The sequence below is a fragment of the Endozoicomonas sp. ALE010 genome, from assembly GCF_049310165.1.
Lineage (GTDB): Bacteria > Pseudomonadota > Gammaproteobacteria > Pseudomonadales > Endozoicomonadaceae > Endozoicomonas.
This window is the reverse complement of sequence record NZ_JBLYNV010000019.1, coordinates 42,448-65,200: the sequence shown is the minus strand read 5'-3', so window position 1 is coordinate 65,200 and position 22,753 is coordinate 42,448. Positions and strand designations below refer to the sequence as shown.

The 22,753-nt window shown below is 50.7% G+C and carries 9 protein-coding genes; 1 reads left to right on the top strand and 8 read right to left on the bottom strand.

The window, feature by feature from the left end; genetic code table 11:
* Positions 1-25 precede the first annotated feature (25 nt).
* Positions 26-1,657 (bottom strand): CTP synthase, encoded by a 1,632-nt coding sequence (locus ACO6UY_RS10345; RefSeq protein WP_422462813.1) that lies wholly within the window; start codon positions 1,655-1,657, stop codon positions 26-28.
* Between the two features lie 272 nt (positions 1,658-1,929).
* Between ACO6UY_RS10345 and ACO6UY_RS10340 the strand changes: the two genes are divergently transcribed.
* Positions 1,930-4,980 carry a hypothetical protein gene (locus tag ACO6UY_RS10340; protein ID WP_422489830.1) on the top strand — a complete coding sequence of 1,017 codons (3,051 nt, stop codon included), beginning with the start codon at positions 1,930-1,932 and terminating at the stop codon, positions 4,978-4,980.
* 18 nt (positions 4,981-4,998) lie between these two features.
* Here the strand turns inward: ACO6UY_RS10340 and tilS are convergent, their stop codons facing one another.
* From tilS to ACO6UY_RS10305, 7 genes are all read right to left on the bottom strand, one after another.
* The gene (gene tilS, locus ACO6UY_RS10335) at positions 4,999-6,408 is read right to left on the bottom strand and encodes a tRNA lysidine(34) synthetase TilS (RefSeq protein ID WP_422489828.1); all 1,410 of its coding nucleotides are present in this window, start codon (positions 6,406-6,408) and stop codon (positions 4,999-5,001) included.
* Entirely contained in the window at positions 6,405-7,355 is a 951-nt protein-coding gene (gene accA / locus ACO6UY_RS10330; protein WP_422489826.1) for an acetyl-CoA carboxylase carboxyl transferase subunit alpha, read from the bottom strand. Before accA ends, tilS begins: the two co-directional genes overlap by 4 nt.
* 68 nt (positions 7,356-7,423) lie before the next feature.
* Complete coding sequence (locus ACO6UY_RS10325) at positions 7,424-7,651, bottom strand: hypothetical protein (RefSeq protein WP_422489824.1); 228 nt, start codon at positions 7,649-7,651, stop codon at positions 7,424-7,426.
* A 93-nt stretch (positions 7,652-7,744) separates the two neighbouring features.
* Complete coding sequence (locus tag ACO6UY_RS10320; RefSeq protein ID WP_422489822.1) at positions 7,745-8,599, bottom strand: hypothetical protein; 855 nt, start codon at positions 8,597-8,599, stop codon at positions 7,745-7,747.
* A 251-nt stretch (positions 8,600-8,850) separates the two neighbouring features.
* Entirely contained in the window at positions 8,851-12,360 is a 3,510-nt protein-coding gene (gene dnaE / locus ACO6UY_RS10315) for a DNA polymerase III subunit alpha (protein ID WP_422489820.1), read from the bottom strand.
* 217 nt (positions 12,361-12,577) lie between these two features.
* The gene (locus ACO6UY_RS10310; RefSeq protein ID WP_422489818.1) at positions 12,578-13,675 is read right to left on the bottom strand and encodes an ankyrin repeat domain-containing protein; all 1,098 of its coding nucleotides are present in this window, start codon (positions 13,673-13,675) and stop codon (positions 12,578-12,580) included.
* A gap of 181 nt (positions 13,676-13,856) precedes the next feature.
* Entirely contained in the window at positions 13,857-21,665 is a 7,809-nt protein-coding gene (locus ACO6UY_RS10305; RefSeq protein WP_422489816.1) for an AAA family ATPase, read from the bottom strand.
* Positions 21,666-22,753: the final 1,088 nt, after the last annotated feature.

The window sequence follows — 22,753 nt, the reverse complement described above, 5'->3', positions numbered from 1 at the left end:
CAAAAGCAGGTATCAACAATTGGCTTCAGTGAGAAGCGTGCTTAAAAGCCTGCGCTGCATGAATAAAGGCAGAAAACAGACCATGGCCATCCCGGGGTGTTGAGGTAAATTCCGGGTGGAATTGACAGGCGACAAACCATGGATGGTCGGCAACCTCAACGATCTCTACCAGACTGTTGTCTTCTGAGCGACCGGCAATGACCAGACCCGCCTCTTCCAGTGCCTCAACGTAATGGTTATTCACTTCATAACGGTGACGGTGGCGCTCGGTAATAACATCCTGGCCATAGGCTTCACGGGAGAGTGTACCGGCAACCAGGTTACAGTTCTGGGCACCCAGACGCATGGTGCCGCCCAGATCAGAACCTTCATCACGCTTTTCAACCATACCGTCAGCGTCGATCCACTCAGTAATAAGACCCACCACCGGATGGGCCGCCTGACGATCAAATTCCGTACTGTTCGCCCCTGCCAGACCGGCAACATGGCGGGCGTACTCAATGACCGCCACCTGCATGCCAAGGCAGATACCCAGGAAAGGAATCTTGTTCTCACGGGCATAGCGCACGGTCTGAATCTTGCCTTCCACACCACGGTGACCAAAGCCACCGGGCACCAGAATGGCAGATACCCCTTCCAGGGCAGATAGACCATCCTGTTCAGTGGTTTCAGAGTCAATGTAACGAATATTGACCTTGGTACGGGTTTTCAGACCGGCATGCTTGATCGCCTCAATCAGCGACTTATAGGCATCCAGCAGTTCCATGTATTTGCCCACCATGGCGATGGTGATCTCTTCGGAGTAGTTAAACTCACGATCCACCACATCGTCCCACTCAGAGAGGTCCGCTGGCTGGCAGCCCAGGTTGAAGCGATCCACAATGATCTGATCCAGACTCTGCTCGTGGAGCATCCGAGGAATTTTGTAAATGCTGTCCGCATCTTCCAGGGAGATAACCGCACGCTCTTCTACGTTGGTAAACAGGGCAATCTTGCGGCGGGCCGAGGCATCAATGTACTGTTCGCTGCGACACACCAGGATATCTGGCTGAAGGCCAATCGAACGCAGCTCTTTAACAGAGTGCTGGGTTGGTTTGGTCTTGGTCTCACCGGCGGTTTTGATGTAAGGCACCAGGGTCAGGTGCATCAGCATGGCACGTTGAAATCCGAGCTCTACCTTCAACTGACGAATGGCTTCCAGGAATGGCTGGGATTCGATATCACCCACAGTCCCACCCACTTCCACCAGGGCGATATCCGCATCGCCCGCGCCATTAACCACCCGGCGCTTGATCTCATCGGTGATGTGCGGAATAACCTGTACCGTACCACCGAGATAGTCACCACGACGCTCTTTACGCAGAACATCCTGGTAAATCCGGCCAGAAGTAAAGTTATTACCCTGCTTCATGGTGGTTCGGATAAAACGCTCGTAATGCCCCAGGTCCAGGTCAGTCTCGGCACCATCTTCGGTAACGAAAACCTCGCCATGCTGAAAAGGGCTCATGGTACCCGGATCGACGTTGATATAAGGGTCCAACTTGAGCATCGTCACCTTGAGACCACGTGCCTCAAGAATGGCGGCGAGAGATGCCGATGCGATGCCTTTGCCTAACGAAGAAACAACACCGCCGGTGACGAAAATATAACGCGTCATGCTTACCTGCTGTGAATATAATAAAAGCGGGGTGAAAAGAGAGTCTCAAGATGGGATATCAGGATACCAAAACCGGCAGTGAACGTAAAACCGTTATTGCATCAATACACCCCTTAAAAAATGCTTCGTGCCAATCACCGAGGCGGTCACTCACTCTGATATCAGATCGACCACTCATTTTTATTTGCGCCGGGGATAAAAAACCGGCAGTTCATGGTCAGACCATAACAATAAGCTGACTATCACACTCACAATTACGCTGGGATCTATTTATGTCTCCTTTACATTCCGGGAACACTTTAAGGTACGTTACCAACGGAGCCGTCGGCAAAAATGGAGCCTGCGGTGCAAACGGTCAATTCGGCGGTTATCGCGGGCAGGACGGCGCTCAGGGAGAACACGGCCAAAACGCTCGCGAACTGAATGTCGCGTTGTCAACCAATAATGCCGGTGTTTTGATTAAAGGGAACGGGACATCACTTCAGTTAAGCCTGTTCGATAGAAAAACATCAATCTTTCTTGAAGCCCGTGGCGGTGATGCAGGCCATGGGGGCAACGGCGGTGATGGGGGCAAAGGGCTAACCGGGAAAAAGGGGAGAAATGCCAACAGATTTCTGTGGGGTGAAAACGGAGGTCAAGGCGGCACCGGGGGCAATGGTGGCAATGGCGCACGGGGTGGCGATGGTGGCAATGGCGGTAAAGTAACCCTCACAGTAGCACCTTCGCAAACCGATTTGCTCATGCTCACCAACATTCCTGACGTTCGGGGTGGCACACAAGGCCGGGGTGGAAAAGGCGGAGACGGTGGCCTGGGAGGAGACGGAGGAAAAGGTGGGGAATCATGCTGGTATCCCGATACTGAGATCTACACCGACTCAAGCGGGCAGACCCAAAGCCGCATAACACTCCGTTTTAATCCGGGAGGATTTGATGGCCCCTGCGGCCTCCGGGGACGAGTCGGGCGTAACGCCCCTGATGGACGTTGCGGAAACTCTGGCAGTTTTCATATTGCTGTGGGCAACAACCGGTATACCGGGCCTTATGACCTGTCCGTTACAGACTCCACACTGCTGGCAAAAAAGCCTGGCGGCAATGGTTTTTTCGAACCCGGCAAAGAGGTCTCTGTTGATTTGTCAGTCACTAATACCGGTGACATGCCAACACCCAATAAACAACCCATCAGAATGAGCATGGTGAATAATAAATGGGTCAGCTTCAACCCCCGCTCTGTTTTCAACCTCCCTTGCGCTATACCGCCTGGCCAGGAAGTTCACCCACAGAATCGCCTGGAATTTACCATTAATAGACCTCAAACAATACCCACAGGTGAGCCGCTGCATGAAACGGGTGTCGCCAACTTTAGCGCCACTGTTGGACGGGTTGAGCGACAGTTCTCAAAAGTAGCCACAGAGCAAATAAGGTTTCCCGTAAGATATCCAGCGGATATCGATACGATAGAAGGGAGCAAATCAATCAGCCGCGATGAAGAAGCACTGCTGTCGGTAAAAGTGAACAATATTTCTCCGAAAGCCCTTGGTTTGCAGGGCAGCCAACAGCGGTTGCTCAACTTGCACTTTACAGCAGATACCGCAGATACCGCAGATACCGCAGATACCGCAGACACCGCAGATACCAATAATGGCCAGACGAGAAGCGCCGACGTAACTTTTTACAGTAGAGATGGTGTACCGTTCAGCGGTAACCAGGGGCTCACGAAATCGATCAATGAACTTCCTCCCCATGGTCAGGACAGACTTTCAGGTTCGATCACCTTCAGCAATCCTGCACAGCACCTTTACACAAAAGTCACACTATTCGCAGAACTCGAACTGGGACGTTTAGATTGCCCGACAGATCCCCAATTGGTGGAAGTGGTACAACGAAGAGTGTTTCAAGTTCAGCTTGCCGAGGGTTACCAGTACAATCCTGATGCAGATTTTCTGTTAGTTACCAACGCCAACACTTCTTTGCCAGAATGGAATCAATGGGAAGCCCTGGCCGAGCGACTTGGACTGACTTTTGCCACCTGGAACAGCTCGCTCAACAATGGGATAAGCCTGTTCCATGAGCTGCAATCCAGGGAAACCGAAGGGCATCCAGCTGTCGAAACCGACACTGCACCGTTGCCCGCGACCGGGGTACATGCAGATACCGGCGTCACGTTAGTTGATCACTTTAAAGACAAAACCATTGTTTTTCTGAACAATGACGATACCTGTGTAAAATCCCTTCCGCCCTGCGATTTATTCCGATCTGCCAACAGCGGCGTCAGAAGCTACATCGTGGGGCCAGAAGAAGTCAGGGAAGAGCTGTTTTATCCAGAAAAAGACCTTGCTGCAAACCTCAGCGGACGCGCGAGGAAAACGTTAGTAGAGAACTACATCCGCACTATGAGATCATCCGAGGACAGACTGATAAAAGCAGCAAAAAAACAGGCAAAAAAATTGCGAAATAAGTGGCCTGAAAAAAGATTTACCGTCGTTTATAACTACGAAGATCTACCGCTACCAAGAAATAGCCTGCCCATTATCGGAACGTACGGATTAAAAAAACATCAGATTGGAACACTGACCTCTGTTCTTTCGCCGACGAAACACATGATTACCAATCTATCCAAACAACCTGACGAAAGCGATCGCTCTGATTACGTCCTTCACCCAAGTAACGTCTACGGCTTACTAAAAAGTTTGCCCCTGCAGAAAAAAATTCAGCTGGTTCAAAACAACATCACAGAAGACCGTGAAGCCTTGAAAAAAACCATACTCTCAGATCTCGTGGATGAACATAAAGCGTTCCGTCGATTAAAGTGGGCAGGCGGCATCGGTAAGAGCGCATTGAAGAAGCGCTTAACCTGTTTACAACAAGTCGTCGATGCCAGCTACCCTGAGCCCGGAAGCAAAGAGCTGATACAAGAGATACTCATCGAATTTCGCGCTTTTTCTGCCCGAGTGCTCAGGGAAAAATGGTACCGCCCTCGCTATCGCCAACTCGTCAAAGTGATCCATAAAATGATCGATAGTTTCAAGCAAAAAGAGGATATTGACCCGGCACACTGGCTGGAAAATTACCAGGCAAAGAAACAGCGTTTTGCCAAGATTCACCGATGGGAATTATGGCGTCAATATCAGGATTCTGACGTTTTTCCAATCCATCAAAATGGTCACAATGACCCGAACCCTGTGATTAATTTTAACGAATTACAACATCCATACGATACGGTGTCCCGGGTTGCTGAAAATAGTCACTACTTTAGAGACCAGGGAGAACGTTTGCGGGCATTGGAAGCATTAGAGAACGGTAACTCAAACGACAATAACCGGTAAAACAAAGACGGATGGCTGTTACCAATGGAGAGCTAAACCATCACTCTCGTTGGCATAATAGCCATCACACACCCAGAGACCGGGAGCAGCCACCATTTGGTCACTATCAAACACCAATGGCAGATATTCTCTCAGCCAGGGTGGCACTTTATAGTCCTGCAGCCATTTTTTCAGTGTTTTTCGACCTTGCCGCCCGGTAATGGCAAACTTTTCATCCCCTGATATATGACAACGGCGTTTTAACAGTAATGGTTTTTGTGGCAGTCGGATGGCGTTACCACTGTGCTCCTGTTTAACACTGCAGATCAGCGACCGGTCTCCCAACACCACGATTGGCTCTTTCTGCCAGTCCCATACCATGGGCTCAAATGCCTGCAAATCCACTTCTTCATCCAGCAGCACGAGCATTTGTTGGTAGCGAGTCAGGGCAAAGCGAGGTGCAACTGCCAGCAGCGGCTCGGCGTCGATTCGAGCCTCAACCACTTCATCAAAGATCTGTTCAAGGGTGTCTCTGGAGGGCAGTTGTATGCCCTGCTGTTGCAGCCATTGGCGAACCACTCGACGCCGGGAACCGGCATCAAGGGATTGCAGCGTTGTCAGATTAATCAGCGGTTGCCGGTCAAGCAGCCATTGCGGGCGATAATCAATACACAGGGCCAACTGTTCGACAGTTTGCTGCTGCACGGTTTGATTCATCTGCCCCACATCCCGCACAAATTCGACCAATCGTTCCGACGCACCCGGCCAGCGCTCTTCCACCATGGGAATCAGTCGCTGACGGAGAAAGTTGCGGGAGAAGCGTTCATCCGTATTACTGTCATCTTCAATAAATCGGAGGTTATTTGTCCGGGCGTAAGCTTCAATGGATGCTCGGGCCACATTCAGTAAGGGCCGTAACAACAGCCCATTGCCCAGGGACCTTTGTTCGGGAATCCCCTGAACACCATCAACACCGGTCCCGCGGAATAACCTGAGCAGAACCGTCTCTGCCTGATCATCCCGATGATGCCCCTGCAACAGACAGCCACCCTCTTCCACGGCATTGATAAATACCTGGTATCGAGCGTCCCTGGCCGCCTGCTCCAGACCATAGCCGTCATTTTCCAGAGAAACTCTGGCGATGGTCAGCGGTATCTGCCACTGTTCACATACCGACTGACAGTGCTCAGCCCACTGATCAGCGTAACGGCTCAAACCATGATGAACATGAACAGCAGCCACATCAGCAATATCTCCCCGATCACGCAGGCAGGCCAGCAAATGGAGTAAAACGGTGGAGTCAACACCGCCACTGAATGCCACCGTTACAGGGCATTCAGATACCGGTAGCTGCAGGCTTGAAGATAGTTGATCAAGCACCCACTCAGGGCTTAGCGGGTGACAGGAAGTGATCTCTGCGCTGGTTTTTGCCATCGTTTTCGCAATCAAAGCGCCCCAAAGTCCCTGATTTTCTGGTAACGATTTTCCAGCAGGGTATCGCTGTCCAGTGCCGAAAGCATGTTCAGCTGATCCACCAGCGTGGCTTTCAAACTGGCAGCCGCTGCTTCAGGATCCCGGTGTGCACCACCCAATGGCTCTGCCACCAGGGTATCCACCAGGCCCAGCTCCTGTAAACGCCCGGCAGTTACCCCCATGGCTTCTGCGGCGGTAGAAGCGTACTCGGCTTTTTTCCAGAGAATGGAGGCACAACCCTCAGGGGAAATAACAGAGTAAGTTGAATACCCCATCATCACCAGATGATCACAAACCCCAATGGCCAATGCACCACCGGAACCCCCTTCACCGATCACCGTGGAAATCACAGGCACTTTCAAGCGGGACATCACCGCCAGGTTGTAGGCAATCGCCTCACTCTGCCCACGTTCCTCGGCACCAATACCCGGGTATGCGCCCGGTGTATCAATAAAGGTCAGGATGGGCATCTTGAAACGTTCCGCCATTTCCATCAGGCGACAGGCTTTGCGGTAACCTTCCGGTTTGGGCATCCCGAAATTCCGGCGAACTTTCTCTTCGATCTCGCGCCCCTTCTGATGACCAATCACCATCACCGGTCGACCATCCAGTCGAGCCATGCCACCTACAATGGAAGGGTCATCAGCAAAATGGCGATCGCCATGGAGTTCATCAAACTCGGTGAAAATATGGCGAATATAGTCCAGCGTGTAGGGCCTTCTGGGGTGCCGGGCCAGCTGGGCCACCTGCCAGGAAGAAAGGTTGCTGAAAATGGCATCCGTCAGACTGCGGCACTTATCCTGCAGTGTGGCAATCTCTTCAGTAATATTCAGCTCTGCATCGCTGCTGACCAGCCGAAGCTCTTCTATCTTGGCTTCCAGTTCAGCAATTGGCTGTTCAAAGTCCAGGTAATTCGGGTTCATGAAGTCCACTTATCATGGCCGGAGAGTAAATAGGGATCAAAATACGTAAACACCGCCAGAAAGTCGAGTTAAAAAGCGTAATCGCCTGTAAACAAAGCAACGGTATTGTAGCCCTCAAGGGCGGCAGAAAAGCAATCTGAGAATAGGATGACACCTTTTGAAAAAGGTGAAATTCCTGCCAGACAGGGGACACTATTTGAAGGAAGGAGCTCCGTTCCATGAACATCGGGGTCATTCAGTTCCCGGCCAATGCAACGTTGGCCTGCCAGTAAATTCTGAGTACTTTTGGTGTCCACAATAATCCGTGGCTCACCAGCCTGTCCCGAATGATCAGCAGTTATTACAAGCAACGGGACAGACAGAAAGGTGGGGAATAGATCTGAGTCGTATCAGAATAAAGACATATCCTCTTCAGCAATGGCAATCCGCTTTGGGTCTACCTGAGGTCTTTCCGGGACTTTCGCTGGTAACTCCGGGACTTCCGGTTTATGTGCTTCATAGATCGTACTGAATGAGTCAGACCCAACCCCCAACAGCGGCCTGATGAAAGTCGCTATGTCGCTGCCCTTACAAGCCAGCTCAAAGGCTGACAATGCTTCTTCAAAGGTCTTTCCGCAATAAAGGGAAAAAGGGAAGCCACGGTCATCGGGCCGGAGTTCATAACCCGTGTACCGGATTTTCAGGTGTTCAGGATCAAATTTAAATAGCTCTTTACAAAGGCCAGGCCTCAGTGTGTAGAGGAAAAACATACCATCATCCAGTTGACCAGCATGTATTGAATAAGGGTCATACAACTCCCTGAAACACCTTCTTGAACGATGATGATACTCACCTGCCTCATATTCATCGAGAACAAGAACACCGGTAACCTCTTTCAAGGTACTGTCGCATACCTTGAGATCTGCCTGGCCCAGTCCTCCATTTGCACCCGGGAAGTATTTCTCCAAAGTGTGAGGCAAAAAGAAATTGGGGCTCTGTCTAAGTTTTCCCATATTTCGAAAAACCTGTGAAGGCGAGCCTGAAGCCGCTATGGTGATATTTGAGTCCACCAGACTGGGTGATTTATTGCTTAACCACTCTGATCCGGACCGGGAATTATCAGCCTGCGGTATCGTGCCAGAAGCCCCGGGGGGAACAACGGTAGTCGACAGATTGTTAAACTTTCCCTGTTCGGCTGGTTTTGGTTCAGTCTCTTGATTTGCTTGTGCTGAAAACTGCGTTTTGCAAGCTGTATCAGGAATCATTTAAAGTTCCTCTCATAAAAATTTCACTAAGTACATGACCATTGGCTTTCAGATATCCCTTAAGCCCGGTGCAGTCTGCAACCAGGAAAACAGGTGAGTTTACCTGATCGAAAAGTCAGACCTCATATTCCAATGAAAGTTCTATGAAAGTTGATTTTACAATTCCATCCAGTTTGACTTATTCCCGAAAAAGGGAAACTGCACAAAACCCAAAGCGCCCGTTTCATACCCCCAATTCCGTCAGCACTTTCTCAGGCATACTCAACGTTAGCAGCATTTTTGCCAAGCCACTGCCGGAGTTCCAGCACCAATTCATCACTGGGGCTGACCAGCCATTGCTCACCCAGCATCAGGCTGGCACGGGCATCGTCCCGATGGTAATCAATCCTGACCGGCAGCCGACCCGGCTGCCCGCCCAGCATGGACGACAATTTTCGTTCAAAATGACCATCAATCTGTTCATGGGAAACCTCAAGAACCAGACGACGGGCATAATGGCTGCGGGCATCCACCACTTTCATCACTTTCTTCGAGCGGACTTTCAGGCTACCGGAATAATCATCAAAGGTGACTTCCCCTTCCACCACCAGCACCGCATCTTTATGGAGCAGGTGTTGATACTCCCCAAACACATCGGCAAACACCGACACCTCAATCCGTCCGGTGCGGTCATCCAGGGTAACAAACGCCATTTTGTCCCCCTTCTTATTTTTCATCACCCGCATATCCACCACCAGCCCGGCAATATTCTGGCTATCACCCCGGGCAGGCTGCAGGTCCTTGATGCGGTTGCGGATAAAGTGCCGGATTTCACTTTCGTATTCATCAATGGGGTGACCGGTCAGGTAGAGCCCCAGGGTATCCTTCTCGCCACCGAGGCGAACCTTATCGGTCCATTCGCTGGTTTTCAGGTAGGTGTCGTAAACAGCCTCTTCGCCGACGGGTACCAGAGCACCAAACATATCCATATGACCGGAATCCAGGCTTTTGGCCGCCTGGTCCGCCGCCTTGATCGCCTCCAGCTGGCTCGCTTCCAGCACGGCACGATTGAAATTCAGCTGCTGCGGCTTTTGTGGGACTGGCCCAAGCAGGTCCAGCGCCCCGGATTTGATCAACGCCTCCAGCACCCGTTTGTTGATACTTTTGGCATCCACCCGCTCACAGAAGTCAAACAGGTCCTTGAATGGACCACCCTCTTTACGAGCCCGGACAATCGCCTCAATCGGGCCTTCACCCACGCCCTTGATGGCCCCCAGCCCATAGACAATATGCCCATCGTCGTTCACGCCGAACATATATTCGCCGCTGTTCACGCTGGGCGGCAGCACGGTCAGCCCCATATCCCGGCACTCTTCGATAAAGGTCACCACCTTATCGGTATTCTGCATATCGGAGCTCATGACCGCCGCCATAAACTCCGATGGATAGTGAGCCTTCAACCACAACGTCTGATAGGAAACCAGGGCGTAGGCCGCCGAGTGGGATTTGTTAAAGCCATAGCCCGCAAACTTCTCCACCAGATCGAAGATCTTCATGGCCAGCTCACCATCAACCCCCTGGCTGATAGCGCCCTCTTCAAAGACTGTCCGCTGCTTGGCCATTTCTTCCGGCTTTTTCTTACCCATGGCCCGGCGCAGCATATCCGCACCGCCCAGGGTATAACCGGCCAGCACCTGGGCAATCTGCATGACCTGCTCCTGATACAGGATAATGCCGTAAGTGGGCTGCAAAATAGGCTGAAGCGACTCGTGCTGATACTGGGCATCCGGGAACGAGAGTTCCTCCCGGCCATGCTTACGGTTAATAAAGTTGTCCACCATCCCGGACTGCAGCGGACCGGGACGGAACAGGGCCACCAAAGCGATAATATCTTCAAAGCAGTCGGGCTGGAGACGTTTGATCAGGTCTTTCATCCCACGGGATTCCAGCTGGAAGACCGCGGTGGTTTCCGCCCGCTTCAGCATGTCGTAGGAGCTTTTATCTTCAAGGTCGATGGCTTCAATGGCCAGAGGCTCTTCACCCCGCTGCGCCCGGCGGGGGTTAATCAGTTTCAGGGCCCAGTCAATAATGGTCAGCGTGCGTAGGCCCAGGAAGTCGAACTTCACCAGACCTGCGTATTCCACATCATTCTTGTCATACTGGGTGACCACCCCTTTACCGTGCTCATCACAGTAAAGTGGTGCAAAGTCCGTCAACTTGGTGGGGGCAATCACCACACCACCGGCGTGCTTACCGACATTGCGCGTGACCCCTTCCAGCTTGAGCGCCATCTCCCAGATTTCCGCCGCCTCTTCATCGGACTCCAGAAACTCCCGAATGGCTTCTTCCTGTTCATAGGCCTTACCGAGCGTCATGCCGATTTCAAAGGGGATCATTTTGGAAAGACGATCCGCCAGACCGTAGGACTTACCCTGAACCCGGGCCACATCGCGCACCACCGCCTTGGCCGCCATGGTACCGAAGGTGATGATCTGGGAAACCGCATTGCGTCCATAGGTACGGGCCACATAATCAATCACCCGGTCCCGGCCTTCCATACAGAAGTCAACGTCAAAGTCAGGCATCGACACCCGCTCAGGGTTCAGGAATCGCTCAAACAGCAGGTCGTATTTGATCGGGTCCAGATCGGTGATTTTCTGGGCATAGGCCACCAGTGACCCGGCACCGGAACCACGTCCGGGGCCAACGGGAATATCGTTATTTTTAGACCACTGGATAAAGTCCATAACGATCAGGAAGTACCCCGGGAACCCCATCTGCAAAATGGTGTTCAGCTCAAAGTCCAGTCGGTCCCGGTAGATTTTTTCGGTTTCCGCAAAGTCCGGTGCCGACGTATCAAACAGAAACGCCAAACGCTCCGTCAGGCCGTCGTGGGAAAATTCACGGAAAAACTGATCCATGGTTTTACCTTCTGGCACGGGATATTCCGGCAGAAAGTACTCACCCAGTTTGACATTAATAGAACAGCGCTGGGCAATGGCAACGGAGTTGGCCAGTGCTTCAGGAATATCCGCAAAGAGTTCAGCCATCTCCTGCTCAGACTTCAGGTACTGCTCTTCACTGTAGCGATGTTCCCGGCGGGGATCATCCAGAACCACACTTTCGCCGATGCAGACCCTGGACTCATGGGCTTCGAAATCATCCCGGGTCATAAACATCACATCATTGGTGGCCACCACCGGACAGTTGAATTCTGCCGCCAGAGCCACGGAACCATGAACGCACTCTTCATCCCCAGCCCGGTTGGTACGGTGCAGTTCCAGGTAGAAGCGATCAGGAAACGCCCCCATCCACTCCTGCAATAACTCACCCGCCAACGACTTTTTGCCCGATAACAGTGCCCGGCCAATCTCACCTTCCCTGGCACCGGAGAGCGCAATCAGCCCTTCTGACTGAGCCATGATCCACTCCCGTTTAACCAGTGCTTTTTCGTGGTGTTGATTTTCCATAAACGCCCGGGAGATCAGCTCGGTCAGATTGTGATAACCCTGCTCATCCATACACAGCAACACCAGACGGGACGGTGCATACTTGTCCGCCGGATTTTCCACCCAGAGGTCAGCGCCACAAATGGGCTTTATGCCTGCGCCCATGGCCCCCGAATAAAACTTCACCAGCGCACAGAGATTGGACTGGTCGGTCACCGCCACCGCCGGTATGCCAGAGCCGGAAATCGCGCTGATCAACGGTTTTATTCGCACCAGCCCGTCGCTGAGGGAAAACTCGGTATGCACCCGTAAGTGGATAAATTGTGCTGTCATGGGAGAAGGAGGTCCTGAATGGCAATCCGGTAATGATAATGAATCCTCTGATAAATACACCAATAAAAAATATTGCTTTATTGCAACCAACTACCGCGTTCATAGTCCTCAACCACCGCATCCGGCGTGACCAGCTGGCCACCCAACGGACTGCCCCTTCAGGCAACAATGTTCCTTTAAAGTGTGCTGTCGTTGATCTGCAATTATTATGTTGGCCCTATAGATCTTGACGAATGGAACCCAAAGATGGAAATTGACCAGCAAGCAGTGGTGAGTATTCACTGGATCGAACAATGTTTCTTTTTTTCAGGGCTTTGGCTGCCCTTATCATATCCACCGTTTCTTTATTTCCATGATAACGTCGGGCAGCGGCACGAGGTGACCTGGTGATCGAAAAAAACCACAGTCGAAATCTTTCCGCTTTTTTGTTTGGATCTGCACCATTGGCTAATAACAGTTCAACCATCTTATTGTTACCCAGCTTGGCGGCAAAATAGAGTGGCGTGGCCTTTTTTATAGTAGCCTGATCAACATCAGCACCCTTTTCAATCAGTTGCCGGGCCACCTCAACATGCCCTTTTTGCGCAGCAAAAGAAAGCGGCGTAGTGCCCTTGTTCGTCGCCAAATTGACCTTGGCCTCGTGGTCGAGCAGCAGTTGAACCACCTCAACATACCCTTTATCCGCTGCAAAACTGAGCGGCGTGAATCCGTCTGAAGTAGCCAGGTTAACATCAGCCCTTTTGTTGATCAGCAGCCGAACCACCTCAACATGCCCTTCTTCCGCTGCAAAACTGAGCGGCGTGAATCCGTCTGAAGTAGCCAGGTTAACATCAGCCCTTTTGTTGATCAGCAGCCGAACCACCTCAACATGCCCTTCTTCCGCTGCATAACTGATCGGCGTGGATCCGTCCAAGGAGGCCAGGTTAACATCAGCCCCATTATTGAGCAGCATCCGGACCACTTCAATATGCCCTTCCTTCGCAGCATAACTGAGCGGCGTCCAACCAACTTGAGTGACATAGTTAACATCAGCATTTTTGCTGATCAGCAGCTGGACCAGATCAACGTGCCTTTCAGTAACTGCAACAAACAGCAAGGAAACCATATCTTCGGTTTTTGCGCAGCGGTAATCTTTGCAAACGACAGCGGGGTCCTTTTGCAGTTCCCTTTTCAGGACATTGAGATCGCCGACCCTGCAAGCCGCCAACGGTGTGGGCTCATTGTAGGGATTGTCACAGTTTACTTCAGAAATGGCAGAATCAGATCCATCAAATCGCTGGTAGAAGAATCCGGAATGCCCGCTAATTGACTCCATAACTCCCCCCTTGGTCTGGTCAATGTTATTTCAGGAGTTGGATCAGACATTGAACAAGTAGTTCAACTGGAACCGTAAATAACTCAATGTTGTCTACCTGAGTTTTGATCTGGGTGTCTTGAAATGGGACTTTCCACCAAATTTTGAGCAGTTACTTATCCTCAATTTTTCGCAATCCTCGCTAAGTACGCTTAAATCCGACAGGATCCCGGGCATTTAGCAGTGACTCATAAATCGACTTAAAATTTACCGTATTCAGGAATTCCCTGGCAATGGTGGTTAATTCCTCAGATTTAAGCACCAGCGCATTGCCCGAGTTGTGTGCCTGCCTCAGATAACGGGCCTTAACAGATCTTTCAAGAGCAGAATTATTCTGTGTTTTAATCATCATGGCATACAGCTCTTCCGGTGAGGATACCTCATGGGCACCATATCTGTTGGAATATCTGCGTCCGACATCGGCCTCCAGAAAACAATAAGTTAAACGACTGCCCCTGGTTTTTGTCATATGATACAGGTAATAAATGAATGCCTGGTAAATAGCCTGTTTAACGACAGTTTCAGGGACACTTGAACGGTCATTACCAGACACACGGAGGGAATTTATAATTGGCATGTACCTTGCGAAGATTTCCTTGGTTTTTTTATTAATCTCTTCAGACTCTTTTTGATCTCGACTACCTTCCCGCTTCGCTGGAAGACGAACATTCCTGTGAGTTTTATTAGTATGTTTTCCGGATACTTTACAAACTTCAGCGCGATATTGATCGTATGTCAGATTAAATCTGAAGTTTTTTTCCATAACCTGCCATGGTTCTGATGAATAATGGGCTTCTACTTCATCCGCGATAACTGTGTAGGCCCACTCAGGCTTACCCAGTATAATAACCGGGCGAATGCCAGTCTTACTGGCGTTAAATTGTGGAAAAGCGGGTTTTCGCACCAACATTCGCTCAATGTCCGGAATGCCCTCAGGGTTGTTCGTCCAGGACAACTGTAAAGACGAACAGTCGATTTTTTCTTCCAGGAATGACGAAACCCCATTAAAGCTTTGGGTTACGAAAAAATGATCGTCTCCTTTCAGTTCCCAATCGTAACGACTCAGCCACTCCTGGCTATTCCTCAACGGAGTCAGCAATGCTTTATACCAATGTTCCAGGTAACTGACGGTCTGAGCCTTCAATTCCTTTACAGTTTCCAGACGTACCATCAGGTCATGATACTTACCAGCTGGAACAATATTGCTAGGGTAACTTTGCGGGGGTCTTAGCCAACCCGCCTTGAATGCTTCAACGGCAAAATGAATGACTGGGGGGTGGGCTAAATTACTCTCTGTCAGTATATCCACCATTGAACCCAGCCAATCGTCATGATCTCCATAACGGTTGTGAACAACCGTTTTTGAGTAGAGCGCCTTGAGCAGCCCGGTCACCTGATCTTCACTACTGCTGGACAATATTTGACTCACCGCCTCAGACATCGGTTTATAGTAGGTAACGGTACGCCTACAAAACACCTTGCCAATCAACCGAGATTCCTCAAAGTTCAGTGTCTCTTTCTTTACCAGAATTGAGACTCCCAGAGAAAAACCGGTTAAGTCTTTGTCTTTCCAAAGCCTTTGTACCACCTCGCTGGTACCTGGCGTTTTATTTGGTAATGCACAGCCTGCCTCAAGGGCTTTGTGCAGATCTTCGACACTCCGACCATAAGCTTTGGCAAGGCGCTGCAGTTGCTCTGGATCAGCACTTTCCAGAAACGCCTTAATCTTCTTTGACTCGGTGCTGGAACCACTTCCCTGCCTGAAAGGCTGAAAGTCAGGTTCGATTCGTTTTACCTGTACAGGAGCGCCTCCGAGATCCTCTGACTTCCAGCTCATTCCGCCATCCAGTGAATACTCCGGATATAGGTGGTATTTACCGCTTACTGCGCGTGCAGGAATTCCAAAATAGCGGCAGAGCGCCACAAATATGGGCGTTCTGTGTTGACACTTGCCCTGTTGACGCCACAGCAGAAAGCGGAAAAAGCCTTCGCCACCTTCATACTTCTCTAAGCCCTTAAAATTTTTGCAATACTCTGCTATTGCAGCAATGCGATCTTTCAGGATCTTTGCCGACTGAATACAACGAATCTGTTCCTTTTGATTCTCTGCCATATCAGCTGCTGCAAAGCCGTTAAAGAATTCAGTTAATTGTAATTTCATGGGTTCAGAAACAGTGCAGTCTAACCTCGCGTCGCCAGATTGCTGCACTAAATCCAACGTTTCGACCGATGGTTTTTTACACGAACTTTCTGTCACTCTTTTTTCTACAACGTAATTAACTGTTATTTCCTGACCATCACCGACATTTGGAAAACGCACCATGTGAAGACCTGTATACCTGTCTTTTATCAACCGGTAATCCAGAGACGGTTTTATTCGGAAAGCCTGGATAGTTTCATCCGGGTTCAGACCTGGCAGGTAAAAATACTTATCCTTGTTTACCCGCAGGCAATGAACACCCAGACTCTGCTCGCTGCCCAGGGTTACTTCTCCATCAGGCAGAGTGGAAGGAAACACCAGCTCAAGACCGTGCGCCCCGGGGCTAAAACTGCGTAGTTCAACATTACCCTGATTATTCAAAGCCACATCAAAGACCTCCAGGCGATACATCCCGGGACTTTCACGAGAGGCAAAAATCTTTCTCTCCACCAACTGACGTAACGCTCTGTGTTCATAAGCGGTATCAACATCAAGATAATGAATCGTTTTGGCGGGTAGCTCTGCCTGATTATCAAGAGGCAGGGTATCGTTTGCACAGATAGTGGCAGCCTCTGTTTTGGCATTTTCCCGTGGTGCAGATTGAGCAGCTTCAGAGAGTGGCTTTCCCGGAGCGTTGTGTGTATCGCCACTATTGGCTGAAACAGCACCAGGATATTGTCCCTCAATTTTTGCCAGTTTATGTCCCACCGCTTCCGCGCCGGAACTGTGAGAATCTGACCTTTTTCTGCCACTGCCGGAATAGTGTCTGACGGGGTTTGATACTATCCGTGAAATTTTCTGCCAAAAGGCAGGCCACAAAAAAACCTTGTTGGCATCCCATGCACTTATCTGTTTGTCAGCTTCCCGGAAATATGGCTGGTTAATGGACATTTTCAGGGTTTGCTTTTGGGCATCCGTCAGGGTAAAAACAGTATTTGCCTCCACCCCAGTCTGATTAAACCTGTGATCAAACCAGCAGTGCTGCCAGTATCGATAAAGAGTCTGGGTCAGAATATCATCCGCATCTTTCGGTTTCGGGGAGAGACCCGAAGCCAGCCATTGGACCTGAGCCACACGCCTGATGATTTCCGTTCGGGCCTCTGCATCACTCAGGCCAGCCTTGATGTGTATTTCATGGTGCTGTTCATCAATATGGTTGAGATTGCTGCGACGTATCAACCAGGGGCGATCAGAGCCAGCCCTGGTGTGGTGAAACCAATTGCAAAGTACAGGATCAATCCCCCGCTGGCCAATGGGTACAGCCGATAATTCTGGCAATTTCTCCAGGGTTGCCCTGACCGCGATAAAATAAAGCTGATAGTGATGATTGATGTGTTGACGGAGCGCATTTTCGGTAAAGTCTCCATCTTTAATGACGGCCCTGGCCAGATTTTGTAAATCCAGCCCGGTGGGCTGCAAGGGCAGGCCTTGCTGTTGCAAACAGGCCCTCAGTTGACAGTGCCACTGTGTCAACAATTCAGCTGCGGACTTTCCCTCTGGCGTTTGTGGCAACACTTTTTCAACAATGGCCAGCAGTTCCGCCGGATTATATTGTCGGATAGGCAAATAGCGGAAACGTCCTTTGAGCGCTGGTGATAACGGTTTTCGGCCACTGTACCGGGGAGGATTGGTGGTGGCAAACAGGTGGAAACCCGGATGAGCATCACCGGCCAGAATAGCATTAAGTTCCCCCTCCAGGTGCTGGCTATCAATCAGATTCAATTCAGAAATGACTACGATGCCGCCATTGACTTTCGCCCGCTGGATGGCTTCGCACACTCTGTCCCAGGAACAATCCCCGGCATTGCAATAAAATACCTCCGGCATGGATTCTCCCCGCTGTGCAACCTGCTGTTTGAAGCTTTCAATCAACAGGTTCAGGGTGACATCCTTACCCCGCCCGGCAGGGCCTTCAATCAGGGTAGCCTGACGACCATGATGTTGTCTGACGTGATGATGCGCCTGCTGACATCGGCTTAAATCCTGACCAAGCCGTTGCACCAATTCACTGACCGCTGATCCGGAGGTATCAAATTCAGGCCGGGTTTGTAACGTCGCCCGGATAAAACTGTTTCGTATACCCTCCAGGACCTGATTATGCACCAGGTCTCTCAAAGTGTTGTCTACCTGGTCACGGGCAGAAAACCAGAGTTCCAGTGCTGTCCTGGCATCCTGACTCACCCCGGGAATTTCTGAGCCCAGTACATCCTGAAAACTCTGCAAGATCAACCCATCCACCTGCTCACGGGTAACGCTGCCCTGTCTGTGCCTGGTGGCTAATGCACGATCCAGATACCAACCCACCCAGCTGCAGATATCGGTCAAATCCCTGGGGGTAAACTCATGTTCCGGCAGCAATTCCGGATAATATTGCCAAAGCACCATCACACGGTCACTGGCGCTACGTACAATGTCGTCTGTTTGCGGTTCTGGCAAATACCTTTGTAACTGCCTTAGCAGAGCAGGTTCAACCACCCGGTCCCGGAGAAAAGCCCGATTTAAGGGAAGGTAGTATGGCCCGGGCAGTTTCTCCTTCAGCACTGGGTCTAATTGGCGTCCGGCGTAATGGCCCGGATTACCGGTCACAATCACTCGGTGCTGAGCAGTCACCTTGACCGGGTGACCGTTAACATAGATGCACGGTGCCGGTTCCCATAAACCATTCAGTGAAGCCTGCAATCCGGTGTTGGCCAGATTGGCCTCATCCAGAACCACTGTAATATAATGACCTGCAGCGGCGGGTTGAGTATTGGCCCATTCCAGTAACGCCCGTTCTTGTAATGCCATATAACGGTCACCACCATCCCCGGTGCCAGTATGTTCCCGCCATTGCCAGCGTTTCATCAGGGTCTGTTCGCTGTCGCAGGGGCCCAGAGAAATCAGCGAAGCCAATCCGGACGCCTCGGCAGTTTTGGCGGCAAAATAACTTTTACCAGTCCCGGTTTCTCCCTGCAGGAAAATGACGGGGGAATCCTCAAGCCGGTCATGGAGCCTGGATAAACGACGAAGTTCCCGATCCTGCTGGTTAACCGAACTGTAATAAAGATCATGGGCCAGCGCCTGAAGTGGGGCCTGAGCGCAACCTTGCCATTCAAGTGATTGCACCAATAGGTGCTCCAGGCGTGAAATGCGCTCTGGGTCACTATTTCTGGACACGTTCTCCTGGCTAACACGATAACAATCCATCGCCAGAGTATGAATGGCATCAGCTCGAGTCTGTGCTGAATGTGGACGTAACTGCCAGCCAGAAGCCAGCGCATCTTCCAACCGCCTGATCTGATTTTGTGGCCTGATTGCTAACTGTTGGTACTGCTCTGCCTGCAGTGGGTCAACCTGCAGCTGAAAAGCCACCGAACTTCGCTGCATCCGGGGCGTTTGCGCGACAATCAAGGCACAGAGGCAATCCATACATTCGCTGGACATGCAAGCTTGAAATGGATATTCATAGGACAGGTTCAGTTGTTCAAATACAGTATTGGCAAATACAGTCGGGCTAAAAGCCCTGGCCAGTTGCCACACATTGAGGCGGACAAAACTCCTGTCCAACGGCTGGGCACTGTTAATGACAGCATTCAAACGATCAGGATCCACCCAGGCAGTTTGCGCTGTATCCGGCAATAGCTGCCTGCAAGCCACCTTGATAAAATCACGAACTGACGGATTCTGCCGGGTGCCATGGCTGAATACGCTATCGATGGCTTTGCGCCAATGGCAGGGTTGCAGCTGTGGCGCATGGTCAACCTGCTGTGCCCGCCGGGCAGCCAATATCAGGTTATTCAACAACCCTTCTGTGATTTCAGGCAATGGATGACAAAGGGTGGCAGGTACGGTTTTAAAAGCTTCGCAGAGTTGCCCGAGCGCCTGTTCCGGGAGTTCAGTCCGGGACATACCATGATGTTCCGCGGTGATATTCCAGATATCTACCGGTGGACACAACTCTGCAGCGGCGATCATTGCGCTCCATACCGGGGATGGGCTTTGGGCAAGCTCAGGCCAGAGTACTGTGATACAGGCTTTCGGGTAAGCCTGTAATATGCCGTTAACCAGCAGGGGTTGGCCAGATACCAGAGGCTCAAGCAGCTGCTGAAGCTTTGGATTGCTCTCCAGCCCCCGGAATACCACAGGCTTGCCCGTGGTCAAAGCTGCCTGCAAGCCGCTCTGACAGCGGCCAAAATACGCCTTTTGCTCCGAAGTGATAAAGATATTGTCAAACAACTGGCTGAAGCCGGTTTGGCTATTGATCTGTATCACCAGGGGAATTTCCTGATGGCCATTAATCCAGTGATTTGCCTGGGCACTGCGCTGATAAGTCACTGTGTTGACGGGGGCGTGATCCCTGGTATTCTCTTTACCGCCAATGCAGCTGGCCAGTTCGGGTTGCCCGGCTTTTTCTGTCAGCCCAAGTGATTGCGGTTGCCGCTGCGAATGAGCGACCTGAAGCTTCGGTTTTACCCCTGTGGTCTGGTGGATATTCTGCAATGCACCCAGCAACAGAAACCAGAGCGCTTCACTGAGAGGTGAAGTGACTGTCACCACGTCACCGGCCTTCACCTGGTCCAGCAAGCTGGTGTTAGGAACCGCAAAACCCTCCTGCCCGATACTGATTGGCCCCAACCATTCCAAAATATTGCCATGGTTAATAATCAATGGGTTTTGTGGCTCGTTACTGGCAAGTCTTGCATCCCCAGAGTTAGCCATGATTTGCAACAGCGATAGCAGCTCGCCATCTCCCACCGGCATCCGGTAAAACTGAATATCTTCTGGCAGAGTACAGACAGCACCGTTGCTCTCATAACGATTTTGCACCAGCAGTTGGCGAATGGTCTGTTCAAATGCCAGATTACTCCAGTCGGCTCCTTTAAGAATCACCCGCTGCCCGGTTTCCAATTGCTCAAATTTGCCTGGCAGGTGCCGGATACGCCCCTGCTTATCCACCCCGGGTCCACCAAAAAACAGCTGTCGCCAATTACTGTGCAAATGACAGTGGATAATAACGGTATTGCCATCATCCATAGCACTGCCCGGGGTGAGTTCAGCCAATACCGGTGGCACGTCACCGATGTCCATTGTCTGGTCATTGCCATTGTCTGCGTCAAACTGCCAGGTATTGCCCGGTCGATTAATTCGTCGCCAGAAATCCGCACCCGGTGCTTCGTCACTTTTCCCCACCATCGCCAACTGCTCATGACTGGCCAATACCAGCAGCGAAACATGTTCACCCAGAGCACGTTTTTTCTGAGTGACTTGGTCAAACAGACAAGGATTATCGGGATCCAGCAACTCATTAAGTTTTGGCAGCTCGTCACTGGTGAGCATTCGGATATCGATAACCAGGGTCAAAGGCTCGTTATTTTCAAATAGCTTGCCCGGTTTCAGAGAGTGATGACCGGTCCCGGCAATACTCAAGCGGCTGAGCAGGTTCCCCTGCGAGAGATCATCCGGATGAGAAAGAACGACTACGTCTTGCTGCTTATCATGGGTTTGAGCAGATAAAAGATGTCGAACCTGATTATTATTAGCGACAAAACGAAAATCAAAGGAATGCGAAAACCTCAGGTTTGGTGAGACCTGTAAGCATACAGTTCTCGCATTGTCAGACAGCGGAATCCGGGGTGACGTTAAATGCAGCCTGGATTGTACTTCAACGCACATATCCACTGGCTTTAACGGTTGCTTCAATGTTGCCTTTTTGGCCGACAAGTTACGCTCTGATCCCAATTGTACATTGTTTCCACTATTTTGAATGTTCATAGATCCCGCCACTCCATTAACCTTCAGGTTCTTTTTGGATTACAGACTGCTGAACTATTCTTTACAGAAAAAAACACCCGGTATCAGAAATGACACCTTTCAAGAAATACTGCGTTAGAACTGAAAATTGTCAGGTAGTTTAGAACACAAATAGCTGACCACGGTTTAGTTCAGGCTATGTGTTGATAAAGCCCAGTGGATCGATATTCGATTTAAAAGGTAGTTCACGATCGGAACCTGAAGGGGAAGCTTACGACTGGGAACATTTCAATCACACGATTAACGTGTTCTCAATGCCAGTAGGCTGCTGGACTTAAGTAGTTGGCCAAATGGAATCGTATATTTCTGGCTAAGTGGGCAGTTGCTATGCAAGGCGCAACGTAGGGAGCATAGCCGTAGCTATGTGACCGGAGTTGCAACGCCGCAGAGTGACTGACAACTTAGTCAGAAATATACGATTTCATTTGGTTAACTACTTAAGACTGTCCTGCACGGCAACTGCTCCTGCGTTGCTTTAGCTCCTGCATCCATGCAGTCGCGGGTTGCGTTGATATCCATACCGTTTGTACTGAAGCGGAGTCAAAGTGCGGTACCCGCACCCTTCGACTCCGCTCCAGGATGAGCGGGGTATACGGATATTAACGCTTTTCTGCACCAGGAGCTATGTGCTGCTCCTCATCGGCCAGGTAACCCGGCTTGACGTGCTCAACCTGTCGGTCCGGAAGCGGCTTAAAGCACGGGCATTCATCTTTGCAGATGCAACAGAATGCAGAAGCGATAGTGGCAGCAGCGCAAACAGGTAGGCCGGTAGCGATAACTACAGCAGGTTTGCAGCTGGAAAGAGCACCACCAATAACAGAGGCTAAAGCGGTACTCCCCGCGATAAGGCCTACAGTCGTGGCAGCATCTTTTTTAACCCTGGCGTTACAATTAAGGGTATAGCCTGATATTCGACATCCCTCTAGTTGTGGCTGTGTAGTCACGGGCGGAAGAGGCTTAAATTGATTCATACCATTCATATTCAATTCATTCTTATAAATTAAGATTGTTCGTTTCTGACACAACAAAGCACCAGTGCAGCTAAACGT

Bases quoted from the DNA above. Each gene is read 5' to 3' on its own strand.
- dnaE (WP_422489820.1), bottom strand. From the start codon at position 12,360: ATGACAGCACAATTTATCCACTTACGGGTGCATACCGAGTTTTCCCTC.
- ACO6UY_RS10320 (WP_422489822.1), bottom strand. From the start codon at position 8,599: ATGATTCCTGATACAGCTTGCAAAACGCAGTTTTCAGCACAAGCAAAT.
- accA (WP_422489826.1), bottom strand. From the start codon at position 7,355: ATGAACCCGAATTACCTGGACTTTGAACAGCCAATTGCTGAACTGGAA.
- ACO6UY_RS10305 (WP_422489816.1), bottom strand. From the start codon at position 21,665: ATGAACATTCAAAATAGTGGAAACAATGTACAATTGGGATCAGAGCGT.
- ACO6UY_RS10340 (WP_422489830.1), top strand. From the start codon at position 1,930: ATGTCTCCTTTACATTCCGGGAACACTTTAAGGTACGTTACCAACGGA.
- ACO6UY_RS10345 (WP_422462813.1), bottom strand. From the start codon at position 1,657: ATGACGCGTTATATTTTCGTCACCGGCGGTGTTGTTTCTTCGTTAGGC.
- ACO6UY_RS10310 (WP_422489818.1), bottom strand. From the start codon at position 13,675: ATGGAGTCAATTAGCGGGCATTCCGGATTCTTCTACCAGCGATTTGAT.